Here is a 16,983-nt window from a genome sequence, read left to right as displayed (position 1 = left end):
TGGAATCTTTCATCAAACATGATGAAGATAAAACGCTTAAATATAATAACTAGTCTTGGTCATCAGTTTTGAAATACCGGTCATAGCAATACGTACAGGCGCAGGGAGATCAACCCCGCCTGCATTTAGCGCCGTATCACGATGATGCAGCTCATCCTCGTTCATTTGTTCCAGAATTTTGCGCGAGCGTTCATCATGTGCTGGCAATTGACGAATATGATCTTCTAAATGCAGGCTGACCTGACGCTCAGTTTCAGCGACAAAACCTAAGCTATATTTGTCTCCGGCAATTCCGGCAATAGCGCCCATGCCAAAAGATAGTCCGTACCAGACCGGATTGAGCAGGCTGGTATGGCTATCCAGTTCTTTTAAACGGTCTTCACACCAGGCCAAATGATCCTGTTCTTCAATGGCGGCCTGTTCCATTTCGCGGCGTACATTCGGGAGCTTCGCTGTCAGTGCCTGACCATGATACAGCGCCTGCGCACAAACTTCACCACTATGATTGACCCGCATTAATCCCGCCACATGACGCGCTTCACTCACTGCTAATTGAGTTGGAGTATTTTGCCCAGGATTATCGCGCTGAGCCGAGGTGACGCCCGGAACCAGGCTGCGTAAGGCCTGATCAAATGAATGAATAAACTTGTCGAGACCGGTGTAATGACGCATGAATTTAATCCTCCAGAGGGTCTGCTGCAGTATCAAGCATAGACTTGAGTTTAAACAAGAGCCAGATGGTGAATATGGCGCTTAAAACAGCAGTAATGCAAAACAGAATTTTAAGGTCAATTTGCAGCACGCTTAAAATAATAATCGAGAAGATGGCTGAAGAAACCATAAAAATCGCATTTAAAATGTTATTGGCTGCCACCACCCGGGCACGATGCGAGCGCGGTGAATAGGCCTGCATCATGGCATATAGGGGCACAATATAAAAACCACCGCTAATACCGAGCAAGGTCACGGCTAGCATCACATGATAATAACTCCAGCCTTGCTGAAAGACTTCACTTAAGCCCAGCAGTTCGCCAGTTTGTGGTGGTACAAAGGCCAGGGCGGCGGCCAGATAAAATGCAAATACGGTTAAACCGACTGCACCAATCGGCACCATCTTGATATTTACCTCGGTACCGCCAATTTTACGACAGAGTAATGAGCCGACACCAATCCCGACCGAGAAGAAAGTTAGCAATAAGCTGACCACATTTTCAGAAGCATGCAGATTTTGCTGGGTCAGCTGCGGAATTTGGGTCAGATACGTCGCGCCGTAAAACCAGTACCAGGAATTACCGAGTAAAATCAGAAAAATCAGCGGCAGGTTTTTGGCATATTTTAAGGTTTGAATACTGGTACGGAAAAAGTTCCAGTCCACCTGTAACTGCGGTGCAGCAATCGGCTGTTTTAAAATAAAACGGCTGGCAAGATAACCGACCACGGCAATAGCCAGCACGGTCAGGCTGATCCAGAGTAAATTACCAGCGGAGAGGGAAATCACCGCGCCGCCTAGAATCATCCCGACCAGAATGGCAATTGAGGTGCCGGACTGGAACAGCGCATTTCCCGACATCAACTCATTCGGTTTCAGGATTTCTGGCAAAATCGCATATTTGATGGGACCAAAAAAGGTCGATTGGGTACCCATTAAAAACAGGGCAAACATCAGCAACCATAAGTTGCCAATCAGGAAGCCGACCGTGGCCAGTAACATCACCGCAATTTCCAGCAGTTTTAAATAACGCACCAGCTGCGAGCGTTCATATTTATCGGCAATTTGTCCGGCTGTGGCCGAGAAAATAAAATAGGGCAAAATGAACAGCAGTGCTGCCAGATTATTCAGGGTGCTGATACTGCCAGATTGCTGACTGATCCAGCCATAGGTAATCACCAGCAGCAAAGCCTGCTTAAACACGTTGTCATTCAGCGCGCCCAGAAACTGGGTACAGAACATGGGCAAGAAGCGTCGTGTGGCTAGCAAATTTTCATTTTTTTCCATAAGAAGTGGACTTCATTAGTTTTATTAAGAAATGTGACCAATTGATATAATTGCCCGAAAATCATGTATGATATTTTGCAGTGTTTTCACTGTTGAAAAAATCCAATAAATTAGAGTCTGTTAGCGAACATTTCATTGCGGATTTTTCCATTAAAAAGATTAAATTTAGAGTTTTCTATGCTTGTGAACCGAACTTTTAAAAAGTCTGCGCTGTCTAACAGTATGCATGCCATAATTCAGTGGAGGCATTCCAGACAACTTTGTCTGAGCATCTTTTTAAGTTTAGTCGCACAGCAGGGCTTTAGTCAAAATCCTCCCGCAGTGGCGGAACCGGCGAGCGATCCGGTCGCATCGGCCGACATGAAACAGGAAATTCGCGATCTGGCGCTCAGCCAAGGTAAAGATACCCCTGAAGAATTAGAAAAAATTGAAAATTTTCAGGCGCCCAGCACTGAGCCGGACAGCCTGGAGATGTTGCAACAGCAGAAAAATAGCAATGAACCGATAGCCGCTTTTCAGCCAATTGAACTGGAAAATCTGGATGATTTGCCGGTAATGCCGGTCGATGCCAATATGGCTGCAGAAATTTTCCAGATCGCTGAACAGGCCAAACAGGAAGCACGCCAGTATCGCGCCGAGCAGAATACCGAAGTACTGATTAATGATGCCACCCAGCAGGAACTGGCCGAAATTAACCAGTCTCCGGTCAATGTCGATCAGCTCATGGACAGTATTCGCGCCGACAGCCAGATTGTGGTGGAAGCCAATACCTCCGGCCGAACCCTGACTGAATTGGGTCTGAATACAGAAGTGGCCGATGCCGATAAACCGGGCTTTTTTCGGCGCTTGCTGTATAAGGTACGTCCACCGCGTGAGTTGAATACTGCACGGGTGCCCCGGATTAGTGCCGATGTAGTCATTACCGGCGCCGAAAATAGCGGTGAAGTTTCCGCAGAGGCCTATGCTACGGCACTGGAAAATCTGCGTGCCAATGTGCGCGGCAAACTGTCCAGTTTTACCCAGGAATCTTTTGCCGATTTTCCCTCGGCTTTACCGCAGCTGCGTTCTTTATCCAATCAGGCGGCACAGGCCGTCGGCTTTTATCATGCCGAATTCAAGTTTGAAAAGCTGAATGACAGCCGGGTGCGGGTTCTGGTCACGCCAAATACACCGGTGCGTGTGCAGGAACAGAATATTGAATTTAGCGGCCCCGGTGAAAATCTGGCACAGTTCCAGGTAATTCGCGTCCTGCCCGATCAGGATGTGGGCGATGTATTCCACCACGGTCTGTATGAAGAGACCAAAACCCGGATTAATGATGCTGCCTCCAATAACGGTTTCTTTGATGGCTATTGGCGCCTGCATGATGTGAAAGTAGCGCAGCCGCAAAATACTGCCGATATTAATCTGCGCTATGAAACCGGCGAGCGTTATACGCTGGGGCCAGCCCAGTTCCGGATGAGTGATCCGAGCAAGGAATTTCCTCTGGATATGGATATTCTGGAAAGCATGGTGCCGTGGGAAGATGGCGCCGATTACACCTTCTGGCGGGTCAACGGTCTGGCCAATAACCTGACCAACTCGCGTTATTTTAACTATACGCTGGTCGATACCATGCGTCCCGATCCACTGGAACGCCCAACAGAGTTGCCACCGGATATTCAGGCCCTGGTTGATCAGCGCAAACTTTCCGCTGAAGATTTCCAGCCGGTTCAGGACCAGAAAGATTTAAGCTCGACTGAAGAAGTGACCCAGTCAGTGGTGGATGAAGACCAGTTTGCCGGCACTCAGGAAGCCGAGCAGAATGAAAACATCCGTCAGCTACGGGTCGAACAGGAAACTCAACAATCAGAAGAAGAGCGGCTAAAAGAACAGGCACGTCTGGAGAAGAAAATTCCGGTGATTGTGACCTTGAACGCCGACAAGCTGAACAGTGCAGAAGTCGGTGCCGGTTATGGCACAGATACCGGAATGCGTGTACGTGGTCAGTATCGCCGGGCCATTGTTAACCGTCGTGGTCACTCCTTCGATGCCAACCTGGAACTATCTGAAATCCGCCAGTCTTTAGATGGCCGCTATAGCATTCCCTATAATCATCCACTGAATGACTATATTACTTTGGTGGCCGGTTATGAACGTGAAGAGCGTAGCGATGTATCTGCCGGCAATGACCTGTTAATTGAATCGGCAGTGGCCGGCGCCGACCGGATTATTAAAAATCCGCGTGGCAGCTGGCAACATGCTTATGGTCTGCGTTACCGTCTGGACCGTTTAACCCAGAACGGTGTGGTCGATATTGACAAGATTCCTGATGCCTTTATTGGTAATGGTTCCACCGAACAGCAGTCTTTACTGTTCGGTTATGAACTGTCGCGCACCGACAGCAGCCCGCGTGTCAATCCGACCCGTGGTTTCAAGCAGATTTATAAAGTTGAACTCGGCAGTGAAAGCCTGTTGTCCGATGCCGATATGGCAATCTTAAATGCCGGCTGGCGTTTTATTTATTCTCTGGGTGAAAATAACGATCATCAGTTTGTCGGTCGTGCCGATTTGGGTTATATCGTGACCGAAGATTTTAGCAAAGTGCCTTATAATCTGCGTTACTTTGCTGGTGGGGATCAGACCATTCGCGGTTTTGACTTTAAGAGCCTGTCTCCACAAATTGATGGCTTTAAAATTGGTGGACAAGCACTTGGGGTGGGCTCGCTGGAATATAACTATCAGTTCAGGGAAGGCTGGCGTGCCGCAATTTTTAGCGATTTTGGTAATGCCTATGATGCTGATTTTAGCAATCCGACCGAATACAGTGTCGGTTTAGGGGTACGCTGGGCATCACCGATTGGCCCGATTCGGGTTGATGTCGCCTCGGGTATTTCGGATGAGAATCATCCAATTCGTCTGCATTTCTTTATTGGCTCGCAATTATAAAATTAAGATTTAGAGAGAACTATGGCTGAAGTTGAACAGCAACCAAATACACCCGCGCCTGTACCCAAAAAGCGCAGAATAGTCAGAAGTGCCTTGTTGTCACTGCTGTTTATGGTGGTGTTGCTGGTATCGGCTTTGGCAATCATGTTCTCGACCGACCGTGGCAGTAAATTCCTGCTTGACCGGGTGCTGGAACGTCAGCAGATCATTCAGTATGAATATGAAGGCGGGAACTTATTACGCGGTATTATTCTGCGCAATATTCTGGTTACGCTGAAATCGGTGGATGTCAAAATTGACCGCGCTGATGTCATGCTGGGCTGGCGCGCCGTGCTGAATAAGGAAATCCATTTTACCCATGCCGATGTGCGAAATCTGCAAATTACCACCAAAGGGCCACCAAGTGATGGACCATTCAAGTTTAATGAAATCCGCCTGCCTTTTGTACTCCGGCTTGATCATGCCGATCTGGACCGTTTGCTGATTCAGACTTCAGGCGGTAGTAAAGTCAATTTTTATGATGTAATCCTGAACGATGCGCTGTGGTCAGGCACCAAACTGGAATTTGAAAATTCCAGTATGCGTATGGATTATCTCTCGGTCAAAAATGCCAGCGGCGATATGGATTTTTATGGCAAATATCCGCTGAATGCCATTGGCGATGTGAATTTACCTTCGTTAAACAACAGCCTGAATATTCATGATATTAAAGTCGTCGCCAAAGGGTCTTTAGATACCGTTCAGGCCGGGGTGGCGACCTATACGCCCGATTTGCTCACCGGTTGGGTGGTGCTGCATCCGATGCGTAAAAATGTGCCCATGTTTGGCGAGCTGCAGTTCAATCAATACCATTGGCCGCTGTTACAAGATTGGGAGCTGTATACAGAAGACGGCACAGTCAAGTTTAAGGGTGATATTAAACGTCTGGATTTAGATGTCGCTACCGATCTGACGGGTAAAGATATTCCAAAAGGACAATATACCGCGCTCATGCACACCGATCTGGTCAATCAGCTGAACATCAGCAACTTAAATGGCCAGCTGATGCAGGGCGCCGTGAATGTGGCTGGTGTGGTCGGCTGGAACGAGCGCGTCAGCTGGGACCTCACCGGTCGCCTGGACAAGATTAATCCGAAAGACCCGCTGATTCCGCAAGTGGTGCAGGATTTTCTGCCGCCAAGTCTGGATGCTCAAGTTGCCTCTAAAGGCCATTTAGAAAATGGAACCCATCTGACGGCGCAGGCCGATTTTGACCGCTATGAAACCTGGAACCTGAAACTGGATCAGAATGCGCCAAAAAACCGCCAGCCAAACCCCATGGTATTGGATGTGCGCTGGAACAATATTGACCGCGCGATGCCTTATATTGGCTGGTTATCCAGTGAATCGGGTGATGTGCAGATGGCCCTGGTCGAAGGCCAGCAAAAGATTTTTGTCGCAACCCAGGTGGCACAGCATGAGCAGGGCGCTTTACCGGCGGGTATGTACAAGGCCGAGCTGAATCTGAAGAACAATAATCTGGATGTACCTAGCTTTAGCTATAACGCCGGCGCCAGCACCGTAACGGGACGTGCGCTGATTGAACTGCCAACCGACAAGCGCCAGCTAAAGTGGAATGCTACGTTAAACGCGGACAATTTTAATCCGCAAATTATTGCTGATGCTGCTCCGGTCAATCTGCTGAATGGCCGTTTGCAGGCCAATGGTTTTGCCCGTCCAAACCAGCAGATTATTCATTTAAACAATATTGATTTACGCGGTCGTCTGGCCGAGCAGGATGAAACGGTGCATCTGACCGGGAACAGTACCGTGGCCTTGCTGTTTCATGATGAGCGTGCGGGTGGCGGCTTCAAGAGCTTTGCGGTCAATTATGATGGCGCACTCAACAGCAGTCTGCTGCAAGCCAGTCAGGGCAGTTTAAAGCTAAAACTGTCCGGTACACCAGAGCTGATCAAGATTTCAGACCTGCGTCATGATGGTGTGGCCGGGCAGATTCTGGCCAATGGTATGCTGAACCTGAAAAATGGCATTGGCTGGAACCTGAACGCCTCTTTAATCCGCTTTAAGCCGCATTATTTTGTCTCGAGTGTGCGCGGCGAGCTGTCAGGCAATGTACGTACCCAAGGGGTTTGGTCAGATCAGCTTAAACGCATCAACATTGAAAAGCTTAATCTGGCCGGCATGATCAACAATAAACCGGTGCGTGGTACTGGTAATCTGGCCCTGTTAATGGATGCCAATCAGCAAGGTTTCCTGCCACAGCAGTTTGAGGCCAATAATTTATATCTGGCCTATGCCAAGAACCAGATTCAGGCTACTGGTAATGCACAAAACCTCAGAATCAAACTGAATGCACCAGCACTGTATGAACTGTATGCCGGTTTGCGTGGCCGTGCTTATGGCTATTTAAATGTGCAGTCGCAACCACGTTTGCAGGCCACCGCCAATCTGGTGGTCGATGATTTTGGTTTAAATAACCTGTTTAGCGTGCGCAAAATGCGTTTACGCGGTGAATTGCCGACCTCGGAAAATACTCCAACCTTGCTCACAGCCAGTCTGGAAAATTTACGTAGCGGCAACCGTGAAATTCAAAAAGGCGAGATTTCACTGGCCGGTACCCGTCAGGCGCATTTGCTGAAAGTGAAAGCAGAAAACCGTTTAAGTAGCTTCTATGTACAGCTAGCCGGCGGTTTTAATGCCGAAAATAACTGGTTAGGTCAAATCCAGAAGGGTGATTTTGACTCCTTAAGAACCCGTCTGGTACAGCGTCAGAATGCTTCGGTCATCTTCCAGACCAAAACCAGCGATCTGTTTGTGGGTGCGCATTGCTGGATGAGCCAGCAAAGCCAGTTGTGTTTTGACCAGCCTATTCGGGTCAATAAAAACCGTGGCAATCTGTCCTTTGTAACGCGCAATGTCGACCTGAATGATTTTGCCGCCTTTATGCCGGAAGGTCTGGCGATTACCGGTAAAGTCAATGGACATGCCAAAGCGTCCTGGGCACAAGGTCAGCGTCCAAAAATTGATGCACGTCTGGTAACCCGCAATGGGGTCATTGGTCTGGCAGGTGATGACCCGCAAGAGTTGGGTTCGACCTTAAGCTATGATCAGGTCGCTGTAGTGGCTAAAAGTATTGCCGAAGGTCTGCAAATTCGACTGGATGTGAAAACCCCGGAAATTGGTGCCGGTTATGCCAATGTTATTATTGATCCATATACCGAGCGTAAGCCGATGCGCGGTGAAATTGCCTTTAATGAAGTGCAGTTAAAAGTCTTTAAGCCGTTTATTGCCGATGTGCGTTCTATGGCCGGGGTATTGTCCTTTGCCGGTAAGGTCGGTGGTACGTTAACCCAGCCATTACTGACCGGTGAAATGCGTCTGAAAGATGGTGCCATCAGCATGATTTCCCTGCCGGTGAACCTGACCAATGTGCAGCTGTACTCCTCGATTCGACAGGATTCGGCCACAATTAATGGCGCATTTAACAGCGGTCAGGGTGTGGGGCATTTAACCGGTCATGTTGACTGGAAAGGTGTACCAAAAATTCAGCTGAACTTAAAAGGGGATAATCTGCTGGTGCGTCAGGCACCGCTAATTACTGCCATTGTGACGCCGGATTTATCCATGGAGGTTTTCCCGACCCAGAAACGTTTAAGCTTAAATGGCAAGGTCGATGTGCCGCGTGCGTTAATTTCCATGCCTGAGGCTTCTGATCCGGTGGTGAACCTGTCTTCAGATGTGCGTGTGGTGCATGAAGGGCAAGACCAGCTGGCCGTATTACGCTCTGCACGTCCTTGGGATATTCGTGCCGATCTGGAACTGAATCTGGGTGATCAGGTCATCTTCCAGGGCTTTGACAGCCGTATTCCACTGGTGGGCCGTCTGTATCTGAGTCAGCGTGGTCTGGAAACCGCCATGCGCGCCAATGGTGCAATTGGGGTTAGCCAGCGCGTCAAGATTGAAGCCTATGGCCAAAGTCTGGATTTAAACCGTGCCATCGCCCGTTTTAATGGACCATTAGCCAATCCGAGTCTAGATATTGATGCCAACAAGAGCGTACAGGGCAGCGTGGTCGGGGTGCGGGTAACTGGAACCGCTTCGGGTCCGAATATTCAGGTCTATAACGATGCCGGCCTGTCCGAGCAGGAAGCGCTGAATGCCCTGATTACCGGTCGGATTAACGAAGGTGCCAGCGGTTTAAGCCAGACCGACAGCTTCCGCTCCGATGTCAACAATACCATTGCGGCGGCAGGTATCAGTCTTGGTTTAGGCGGCACGCGAGCCCTGACCAACCAGATTGGGCGTACCTTTGGTTTAAGTGGGTTGGCCTTAGATGCTCAAGGTACAGGTGATGATACCCAGGTCAGCCTGACCGGTTATATCACTCCGGATCTGTTTATCCGTTATGGCGTGGGCGTGTTTACCCCGGTGAACAAGCTGACTTTGCGTTATCAGATGAACAAACGTTTGTATCTGGAAGCCAGCCAGTCGCTGGAACGTGCCGTGGATATTTTCTATAACTGGCGTTTCTAAACCGTGTGATTTTAACTTGAAAATGCGCTCAACACGGGCGCATTTTTTCTGGCCGATTTCTCATTCACGATAACTTTGATTATCATAGCGGAAATAGGAGAGTATGCATGAACAAACTATTCGCTTTGGCTGCCGTAATTGCATTGGCCGGCTGTGCAGAGAAAAAGCCCTTAACCCCGGAAGAGCAGTGGAAAGGTTACTGTACCAGTGTTGGTAATGCAGCACGAACCATCATGCTGGATCGTCAAAATGCCATTGAAAAAGATCAGGCACTGGCTCATGCGGACAAAGTAGAAGATGAAACCACACGCAAATTTATTTTTGAGATTATTGAAACGGTCTATGCCATGCCTGAGCAGGAAGTAAAGAGTGATGTAGATGCCGCGCGTGAGAAAATTAAAGCGCAATATACAGAAAAATGTCTGGCTACGCCGTATGACGAAATGCCGGATTATCGACGTTTTTAAGTCATGAACCCAAAATGCCAGATGACATATTTGTAATCTGGCATTTTTTTGTGCTCACTATTTCTGCATATAGATAACAATAATCAAAATTCGCTGCGATGATCTATTTTTTTAAGCGGATATTTAACCTAATTTTCCTTCCTCTACTTATTTCTAAATAGCCTAAGCAATATAAATATATATTGTGACACTTTTCTTTAGCACCAATATAGAAAAGCTTATCTTTTTAATGAATAATGGATTTAACAATAGCCAGAAGAAAGGAGCACATCATGGACGTGATTGGTTATCTGCATCATGCAGATTTGCTCTTGGAAGATGAACAGGGCGTGACCATTATTGGCAATAGCAACTATGTGCTCAGTATTGGAGATAAAGTCTATTTTCAACAACTTATTGATGCTGACAGCAAGCGTTATCAGGTCAATATCTCCTTTGCCAGTGCCGGGCATAGTACCCTGCATGAAGATGAAATTCAGGTCAAATTTGAGGGCAGTCGCGAACATCTGCAGCAATATTTAAACAGTACAACGGTACACTAAGGTTGAATAGTAATTGGAACCCGGAAAAGGCAGCATAGTGTTGCCTTTTTTCTATTTAGAATTCGGTTAAAGTGGATTAAAAGCAGCAATGACGGGTCTAAACGTGCTCCGCTTGATTATTGTATAAACAATATGAACATCATTTAGTTATAAAATAATGAGCATCACAAAGAAACACCTTCCTTGCATTAACTTTTAACTGGAATTTTAGTAAAATTTTGCAGTCCATATTACTTGTGAAGCTTTGAACAAGCTGGAATTCACAGGTAATTTTTTAAAAAAGAGGAATAACACCGTGCTAGAAGCTTACCGCCAACACGTTGAAGAACGTGCCGCACTCGGAGTCCCACCGAAGCCACTTGATGATGCTCAAACCGCTGCATTAGTTGAATTATTAAAAAACCCGCCAGCTGGTGAAGAAGCTTTCTTGGTTGATTTGCTTGAAAACCGTGTTCCAGCGGGTGTAGACCAAGCTGCTTATGTAAAAGCTGCTTTCCTGTCTGCTGTTGCAAAAGGCGAAGCGACTTCTCCATTAGTTTCTAAAGAACGTGCGGTTTACTTACTAGGTACTATGCTTGGTGGTTATAACGTAGCGCCTTTAGTTGAACTTCTGGAAAATGCTGAACTTGGTGGTTTAGCGGCTGACGCTCTGAAGAAAACCCTGCTTGTATTTGATGCATTCCACGACGTTGCTGAAAAAGCAAAAGCGGGTAATGACAATGCGAAAGCAGTACTTCAATCATGGGCTGAAGCTGAATGGTTCACTAGCCGTCCAGACGTTCCAGAAGAAATCAAACTGACTGTTTTCAAAGTAACAGGCGAAACGAATACTGACGACTTGTCACCTGCACAAGACGCGTGGAGCCGGCCAGACATTCCATTGCACGCAAATGCAATGCTGAAAAACGTTCGTGATGGTATCAACCCAGAAGTTCCTGGTGAAGTTGGTCCATTAAATCAAATTAAAGAACTGATCGCGAAAGGCAACCAGGTTGCTTACGTTGGTGACGTTGTTGGTACAGGTTCTTCTCGTAAATCTGCAACGAACTCTGTGCTTTGGTTCTTCGGTGACGAACTTCCACACATTCCAAACAAAAAAGACGGCGGTTACTGCTTAGGCGGTAAAATTGCTCCGATTTTCTTCAACACCATGGAAGATGCGGGTGCATTACCAGTTGAGATCGATGTTTCTAACATGAACATGGGTGATGAAATCACACTGAAAATCGATCACGCTGCTGCAAAAGTAACTGCGTTCAAAAACGGCGAACAAATTGCTGAATCTGAACTGAAAACTCCAGTACTTCTAGACGAAGTACGTGCCGGTGGCCGTATTAACCTGATCATTGGTCGTGGTTTAACTGGTAAAGCACGTGAAGCTTTAGGTCTTGAGCCATCTTCTTTATTCCGTACTCCAGTACAACCTGCCGACTCTGGCAAAGGCTTCACTTTAGCGCAGAAGATGGTTGGTCGTGCATGTGGTCTTCCAGAAGGTCAAGGCGTTCGCCCTGGTACTTACTGCGAACCGAAGATGACCACTGTTGGTTCTCAAGATACAACTGGTCCTATGACTCGTGACGAGTTAAAAGACCTGGCTTGCTTGGGCTTCTCTGCTGACCTGGTAATGCAATCTTTCTGTCACACAGCTGCGTATCCAAAACCAGTTGACGTGCAAATGCAACACACACTACCTGACTTCATCATGAACCGTGGTGGTGTATCTTTACGTCCAGGCGACGGTATTATTCACTCTTGGTTAAACCGTATGCTTCTTCCAGATACAGTAGGTACTGGTGGTGACTCGCATACTCGTTTCCCAATTGGTATTTCATTCCCGGCAGGTTCTGGTCTGGTAGCGTTCGCTGCTGCGACTGGTGTTATGCCACTGGATATGCCTGAATCTGTACTTGTGAAGTTCAAAGGTAAAATGCAACCTGGTATCACTCTACGTGACCTGGTACACGCGATTCCTTACTACGCAATTAAAGAAGGTGACCTGACTGTAGAGAAGAAAGGTAAGAAAAACATCTTCTCTGGTCGTATCTTAGAGATCGACTTAACAGAAATGGAAACAGACTTAACTGTTGAGCAAGCATTCGAATTGTCTGATGCTTCTGCTGAACGTTCTGCTGCAGGCTGTGCGATCACGCTTTCTGAAGAGAAAGTTGCTGAATACCTACGTTCTAACATCACCATGCTGAAGTGGATGATTTCACAAGGTTATGGCGATGCTCGTACTATGGCGCGCCGTGTTGAGAACATGGAAAAATGGTTAGCGAACCCATCACTGCTTAAAGCTGATGCTGATGCTGAATACACTAAAGTGTATGAAATTGACCTTGCTGACATCAACGAACCTATCCTGTGCTGCCCGAACGATCCAGATGATGCGAAACTGCTTTCTGACGTTCAAGGCGACAAGATTGATGAAGTATTCATCGGTTCTTGTATGACGAACATCGGTCACTTCCGTGCAGCTGGTAAACTTCTAGACAAAGTTCCTGGTGGTTCTTTATCTACTCGTCTATGGTTGGCTCCTCCAACGCGTATGGACGAACACCAGTTAATGGAAGAAGGCTTCTTCAACATTTATGGTAAAGCTGGTGCGCGTACTGAAATGCCAGGTTGTTCATTATGTATGGGTAACCAAGCACGTGTTGCACCGAACACGACTGTAGTATCTACATCTACACGTAACTTCCCGAACCGTTTAGGTCAAGGCGCGAATGTATACTTGGCTTCTGCTGAGCTTGCATCTGTTGCTGCGGTTCTTGGTAAATTACCAACTCCAGAAGAGTATCAACAATACGCTTCTCAAATCGACAGCATGTCTGCTGACATTTACAAGTACTTGAACTTCGATCAAATGTCTGAATATACAGATGCTGCTGAAAAGGTAGATACGAAGAAAATTGCTGCTGCTCAATTGTCTTAATTAATTGATAATTAAGCAATAAGCGGTATAAGATAAGGGCTGAGTAATCAGCCCTTATTTTTTGAGTATTTAAATGCAAGAATACATTGATAAGTTAATAAAGCAGACTGTAGAAATTATTAATAAAAATAAAGCTCATGGGGATTTTTTTAATTTATTGATGTTATCAGGTGTTGGGAGTAGTGAAGTATTTACACATACACCTATTCTTAAAGAATTATTAGATCCAAACGGAACACACGGGCAAAAGGATTTATTTTTAAAAAGTTTCATTAGTTATTTTAAGTTGGATTTTGAGATAGATAATTTCTTTTCTATTAAAAGGGAATTTAGGTGTGCGCAAGGTCAAATTGATTTGTTGTTAGAGAATAAAAATAAGGCGATAATAATAGAAAATAAGATTTATGCAGGGGATCAAAGTAAACAGTTAAATAGATACTATGATTATTGTATTGAGAAGAAAAAAGCACCTTCAATCATATATCTTACTTTACAAGGCAATAAACCTTCTCAATCATCTTTAGGTAAAATAATAAATAAGGATGATAAATACTTTTTAATAACTAACAATGAAATAAATTCTATAGATTTGCAATGTTTGAGTTATAAAGAAGATATAACAAAATGGCTTGAAAATCATATTTTATATTTGGTTAAAGAAACTCCTAATATAGAGTCTGCAATTAGACAATATTTAAATTTGTTAAAAATTTTGACTGGCGAATTGATAACAGTAAATAAGGAATTGAAAAAGATGTTAGTTGATATAACACCTGTTGAATTAGAAGCAATCAGAAAGCTATCTACTCAATTTAATAGTAGCGCATATCGTGGCGAATTGCTTTTTAAATTATTTGAATATGTTGAAAGCAAATTTTTAGAAACGGGAAATTTTGAAAAATCATCAGAATTTAAGAGTATCCACTACACAGCTAATAATTGTAAAAAGTGGTTTAAGCAAATTAGTAATTCAAATCCTGCTGCAGAAAGGGATGTTATAGGCTGTGTATTGAAAAGTAAGAAAAGGCCAGACATTAATTTTATATTTGTAGCTGCAACAGATTATTTTCACTATGGAATTGCTTTATCTGAAGAAAGTTCCACTAAATTGGAAGATATATTAAAACTTAATCCGACATGGGGAGAGCCTAAATATTGGAAAAAGATTCCTAACGGATGGGTTAGTAAAGCTATAGGTGATTTAAGAGGCTTTTCGGGCGATGCCTTTAAATTATTATCAATCAAAGATAATAAGGATTTAAATGATTTTATTAATGATTGTTTAAGTGAGTTGGATCTATTAATTCATTTATGAAAATAGGTATATTTTGGTACTTTCAAAACCAAATCATTGGCATTGAACACAATTTTAATCAATCAGATCAAAAATTCCTTGGTCTGATTGATATTACATACAATGATGTTGAGTATTGGAAAACATTAAAACACACTTTTCCAAATCTACAAGAATTTGAATAGGCTTTGTTGCACAAAGATTTCATAACTATATGATTTTAAAAGTTTTGATTATTTTTTGATCCAAAATTAAATTTATTTAAATCAGATGCTTACATATTTATGCAACAAAGCCATTTGAATATGAAAATGTTCCACCTATGAAAGTCATATATAATGTCAAAAAAAAACTATGTCTATATGAACATTAAATTACTCAAAGCAGCGATAGCAAAATTGGATGCTGCATTTTTTAACTAGATTTTGAGTTTGCTATTTGGATGTAATCTCCGCACTTTATAACTTAAACTTTACAGTTGGCTCATTCGATCGTTCAATCCACGTATATTTAAATAAATGAAAAGTTGAAGTAAATACATGGCAAAAAAATCCCGCTTCCTCTGTATTGGTGGTTTCCTCAATGGAACCCAAGTCAAAGACCAAGGTGACAGCTTTATCTGTGTCGAAGAAGGTAAAAATGTCACCTATACCAAAAAGGAAATTTTCCATCAAGATGCTTGGGATCATGATTATTATGTTTGTGAAAGTACGACAGACCAGCAAGCACACAATTGGGTTTATGATATTCCATCGTATTAATTGAGTCTATTTAGGACATAAATTAAACAATTACTAGAAACAATAACTTGCATAACATTTCTAAAATTGATTTTTCATACTGTTTTCCTAAAACTGTATGAAAATAAAGCTAATAGGGAATGTTATGAATTATGAAATCGATGCCTTTGGCACCTTGGTGATTGCAGTATTTTTTCTTTTTATTGGGCGGTATCTTGTTAGTAAAATTAGCTTCTTTAGAAACTATAACTTACCTGAGCCTGTAATCGGCGGTCTAATCGCAGCGATTACAGCTTTTATTCTCTATAAATTTTTTAATATCAGTGCCACATTTGACTCAGAAATTCAAACCATTCTGATGCTGATGTTCTTTACCTCTGTTGGTTTAAGTGCAGACTTTACCAAGCTCAAAGAAGGTGGGAAATCACTGCTGATCTTTCTGGTCTGTGTCATTCTATTTGTAGTTGTACAAAATGCGGTTGGCATGAGTTTAGCCACAGCACTTGGGCTTGATCCATTGATTGGTCTGATTGTCGGTTCTGTTACCTTAACGGGTGGACATGGTACTGCCGGTGCTTGGGGTGAAGTGCTTGAAACTCAATATGGAATACAGGGGGCAATTGTCCTCGGAATGGCAAGTGCTACTTTTGGTTTGGTTATTGGTGGGCTTGTGGGTGGTCCGGTTGCCAAATTCTTGATTAAACGAAATCAGTTGGCAGAGACAGTAGCGCAAGAGACCAATGAACAACAACTCGATACTAGCATCAACACCGCACCCTTCGAATATCCAAAGAAAAACCGGTTGATTACAGCCAGTAATGCAGTGTCGACTTTGGGGATGTTTGCACTATGTATATTTGTTGCGAATGAAATGACAGAGATCAGTCAGGGAAGATGGTTTGAACTACCGACCTTTGTCTGGGCTTTAGGGACAGGGGTGATTGTACGTAACTTCCTAGAGCATGTACTGAAAGTCGATATTTTCGACCGTGCCATTGATGTATTCGGAAATGCGTCATTATCCCTGTATTTATCTATGGCTTTACTGTCACTGCAACTCTGGTTACTGGCCGATTTGGCAGGCCCGCTCATTACCATTTTGTTTGCGCAGACAGCGGTACTGATTTTATTTACCGCAATTGTGACCTTTAGGATTATGGGAAAAAATTACGATGCAGCCGTATTGGTAGCAGGGCATTGTGGTTTTGGTATGGGAGCAACCCCGACTGCGATTGCCAATATTCAGGCAGTTACCAATAGCTATGGTCCATCGCACAAAGCCTTTTTAATCGTACCGCTGTGTGGTGCATTTTTTATTGATATTGTGAATGCTGTGGTGATTCAGAGTATCATTGCATTTTTCGGTTAAATTTTAATACGACTTCAAAATCATATAGACATTAAAAAGCCCCATGGTTAGGTAATGCCAGTCAGTTAAGAGATTGACTGGCTTTTTCTTGGGTATTTTTGAGGTTTTCCTTTTACAACCCTTGGATAACTCCTCACTCTTCTCTCAGGTATAACATACCGATTAGATTTCTCCATTAA

At 44.4% G+C, this 16,983-nt stretch carries 10 protein-coding genes; 8 read left to right on the top strand and 2 right to left on the bottom strand.

The window, feature by feature from the left end:
* Positions 1–36 precede the first annotated feature (36 nt).
* Together coq7 and FTU50_RS08330 are read right to left on the bottom strand one after the other, a co-directional pair.
* Entirely contained in the window at positions 37–672 is a 636-nt protein-coding gene (gene coq7, locus FTU50_RS08335) for a 2-polyprenyl-3-methyl-6-methoxy-1,4-benzoquinone monooxygenase (RefSeq protein WP_005178679.1), read from the bottom strand.
* Positions 673–676: 4 nt separating this feature from the next.
* A complete protein-coding gene (locus FTU50_RS08330) occupies positions 677–1,996 on the bottom strand; it encodes an MFS transporter (protein ID WP_016659084.1) in 1,320 nt (439 codons plus the stop codon).
* Positions 1,997–2,173: 177 nt separating this feature from the next.
* On the opposite strand from FTU50_RS08330, the gene FTU50_RS08325 reads away from it, so the two are divergent.
* The 8 genes from FTU50_RS08325 (at position 2,174) to gltS (ending at position 16,804) form a co-directional block, all read left to right on the top strand.
* Positions 2,174–4,924: an autotransporter assembly complex family protein gene (locus FTU50_RS08325; RefSeq protein WP_180069655.1), complete on the top strand. Its 2,751-nt coding sequence runs from the start codon at positions 2,174–2,176 to the stop codon at positions 4,922–4,924.
* 21 nt (positions 4,925–4,945) lie between these two features.
* On the top strand, positions 4,946–9,457 hold the full coding sequence (locus FTU50_RS08320; RefSeq protein ID WP_180069652.1) for a translocation/assembly module TamB domain-containing protein: 4,512 nt from the start codon (positions 4,946–4,948) through the stop codon (positions 9,455–9,457).
* 107 nt (positions 9,458–9,564) lie between these two features.
* Positions 9,565–9,924, top strand: a complete 360-nt coding sequence (locus FTU50_RS08315; RefSeq protein WP_168390645.1) for a hypothetical protein — start codon at positions 9,565–9,567, stop codon at positions 9,922–9,924.
* A gap of 272 nt (positions 9,925–10,196) precedes the next feature.
* Entirely contained in the window at positions 10,197–10,466 is a 270-nt protein-coding gene (locus FTU50_RS08310) for a hypothetical protein (protein ID WP_005178664.1), read from the top strand.
* 295 nt (positions 10,467–10,761) lie between these two features.
* Positions 10,762–13,401, top strand: coding sequence for a bifunctional aconitate hydratase 2/2-methylisocitrate dehydratase (locus tag FTU50_RS08305; RefSeq protein ID WP_104488916.1), 2,640 nt, complete (start codon positions 10,762–10,764; stop codon positions 13,399–13,401).
* Positions 13,402–13,474: 73 nt separating this feature from the next.
* Complete coding sequence (locus FTU50_RS08300; RefSeq protein WP_016659079.1) at positions 13,475–14,716, top strand: PD-(D/E)XK nuclease family protein; 1,242 nt, start codon at positions 13,475–13,477, stop codon at positions 14,714–14,716.
* Between the two features lie 518 nt (positions 14,717–15,234).
* Entirely contained in the window at positions 15,235–15,456 is a 222-nt protein-coding gene (locus FTU50_RS08295) for a hypothetical protein (protein ID WP_016659077.1), read from the top strand.
* 124 nt (positions 15,457–15,580) lie between these two features.
* On the top strand, positions 15,581–16,804 hold the full coding sequence (gltS, locus tag FTU50_RS08290) for a sodium/glutamate symporter (protein ID WP_168408127.1): 1,224 nt from the start codon (positions 15,581–15,583) through the stop codon (positions 16,802–16,804).
* The last annotated feature ends 179 nt before the right edge of the window (positions 16,805–16,983 follow it).

It is taken from the genome of Acinetobacter sp. YH12112 (assembly GCF_013418945.1).
Classification (GTDB): domain Bacteria; phylum Pseudomonadota; class Gammaproteobacteria; order Pseudomonadales; family Moraxellaceae; genus Acinetobacter; species Acinetobacter indicus.
Note: the sequence above shows the minus strand (reverse complement) of the source record. Positions and strands in the feature narration are given on the sequence as shown.

Bases quoted from the DNA above. Each gene is read 5' to 3' on its own strand.
- coq7 (WP_005178679.1), bottom strand. From the start codon at position 672: ATGCGTCATTACACCGGTCTCGACAAGTTTATTCATTCATTTGATCAG.
- FTU50_RS08330 (WP_016659084.1), bottom strand. From the start codon at position 1,996: ATGGAAAAAAATGAAAATTTGCTAGCCACACGACGCTTCTTGCCCATG.
- FTU50_RS08325 (WP_180069655.1), top strand. From the start codon at position 2,174: ATGCTTGTGAACCGAACTTTTAAAAAGTCTGCGCTGTCTAACAGTATG.
- FTU50_RS08320 (WP_180069652.1), top strand. From the start codon at position 4,946: ATGGCTGAAGTTGAACAGCAACCAAATACACCCGCGCCTGTACCCAAA.
- FTU50_RS08315 (WP_168390645.1), top strand. From the start codon at position 9,565: ATGAACAAACTATTCGCTTTGGCTGCCGTAATTGCATTGGCCGGCTGT.
- FTU50_RS08310 (WP_005178664.1), top strand. From the start codon at position 10,197: ATGGACGTGATTGGTTATCTGCATCATGCAGATTTGCTCTTGGAAGAT.
- FTU50_RS08300 (WP_016659079.1), top strand. From the start codon at position 13,475: ATGCAAGAATACATTGATAAGTTAATAAAGCAGACTGTAGAAATTATT.
- FTU50_RS08295 (WP_016659077.1), top strand. From the start codon at position 15,235: ATGGCAAAAAAATCCCGCTTCCTCTGTATTGGTGGTTTCCTCAATGGA.
- gltS (WP_168408127.1), top strand. From the start codon at position 15,581: ATGAATTATGAAATCGATGCCTTTGGCACCTTGGTGATTGCAGTATTT.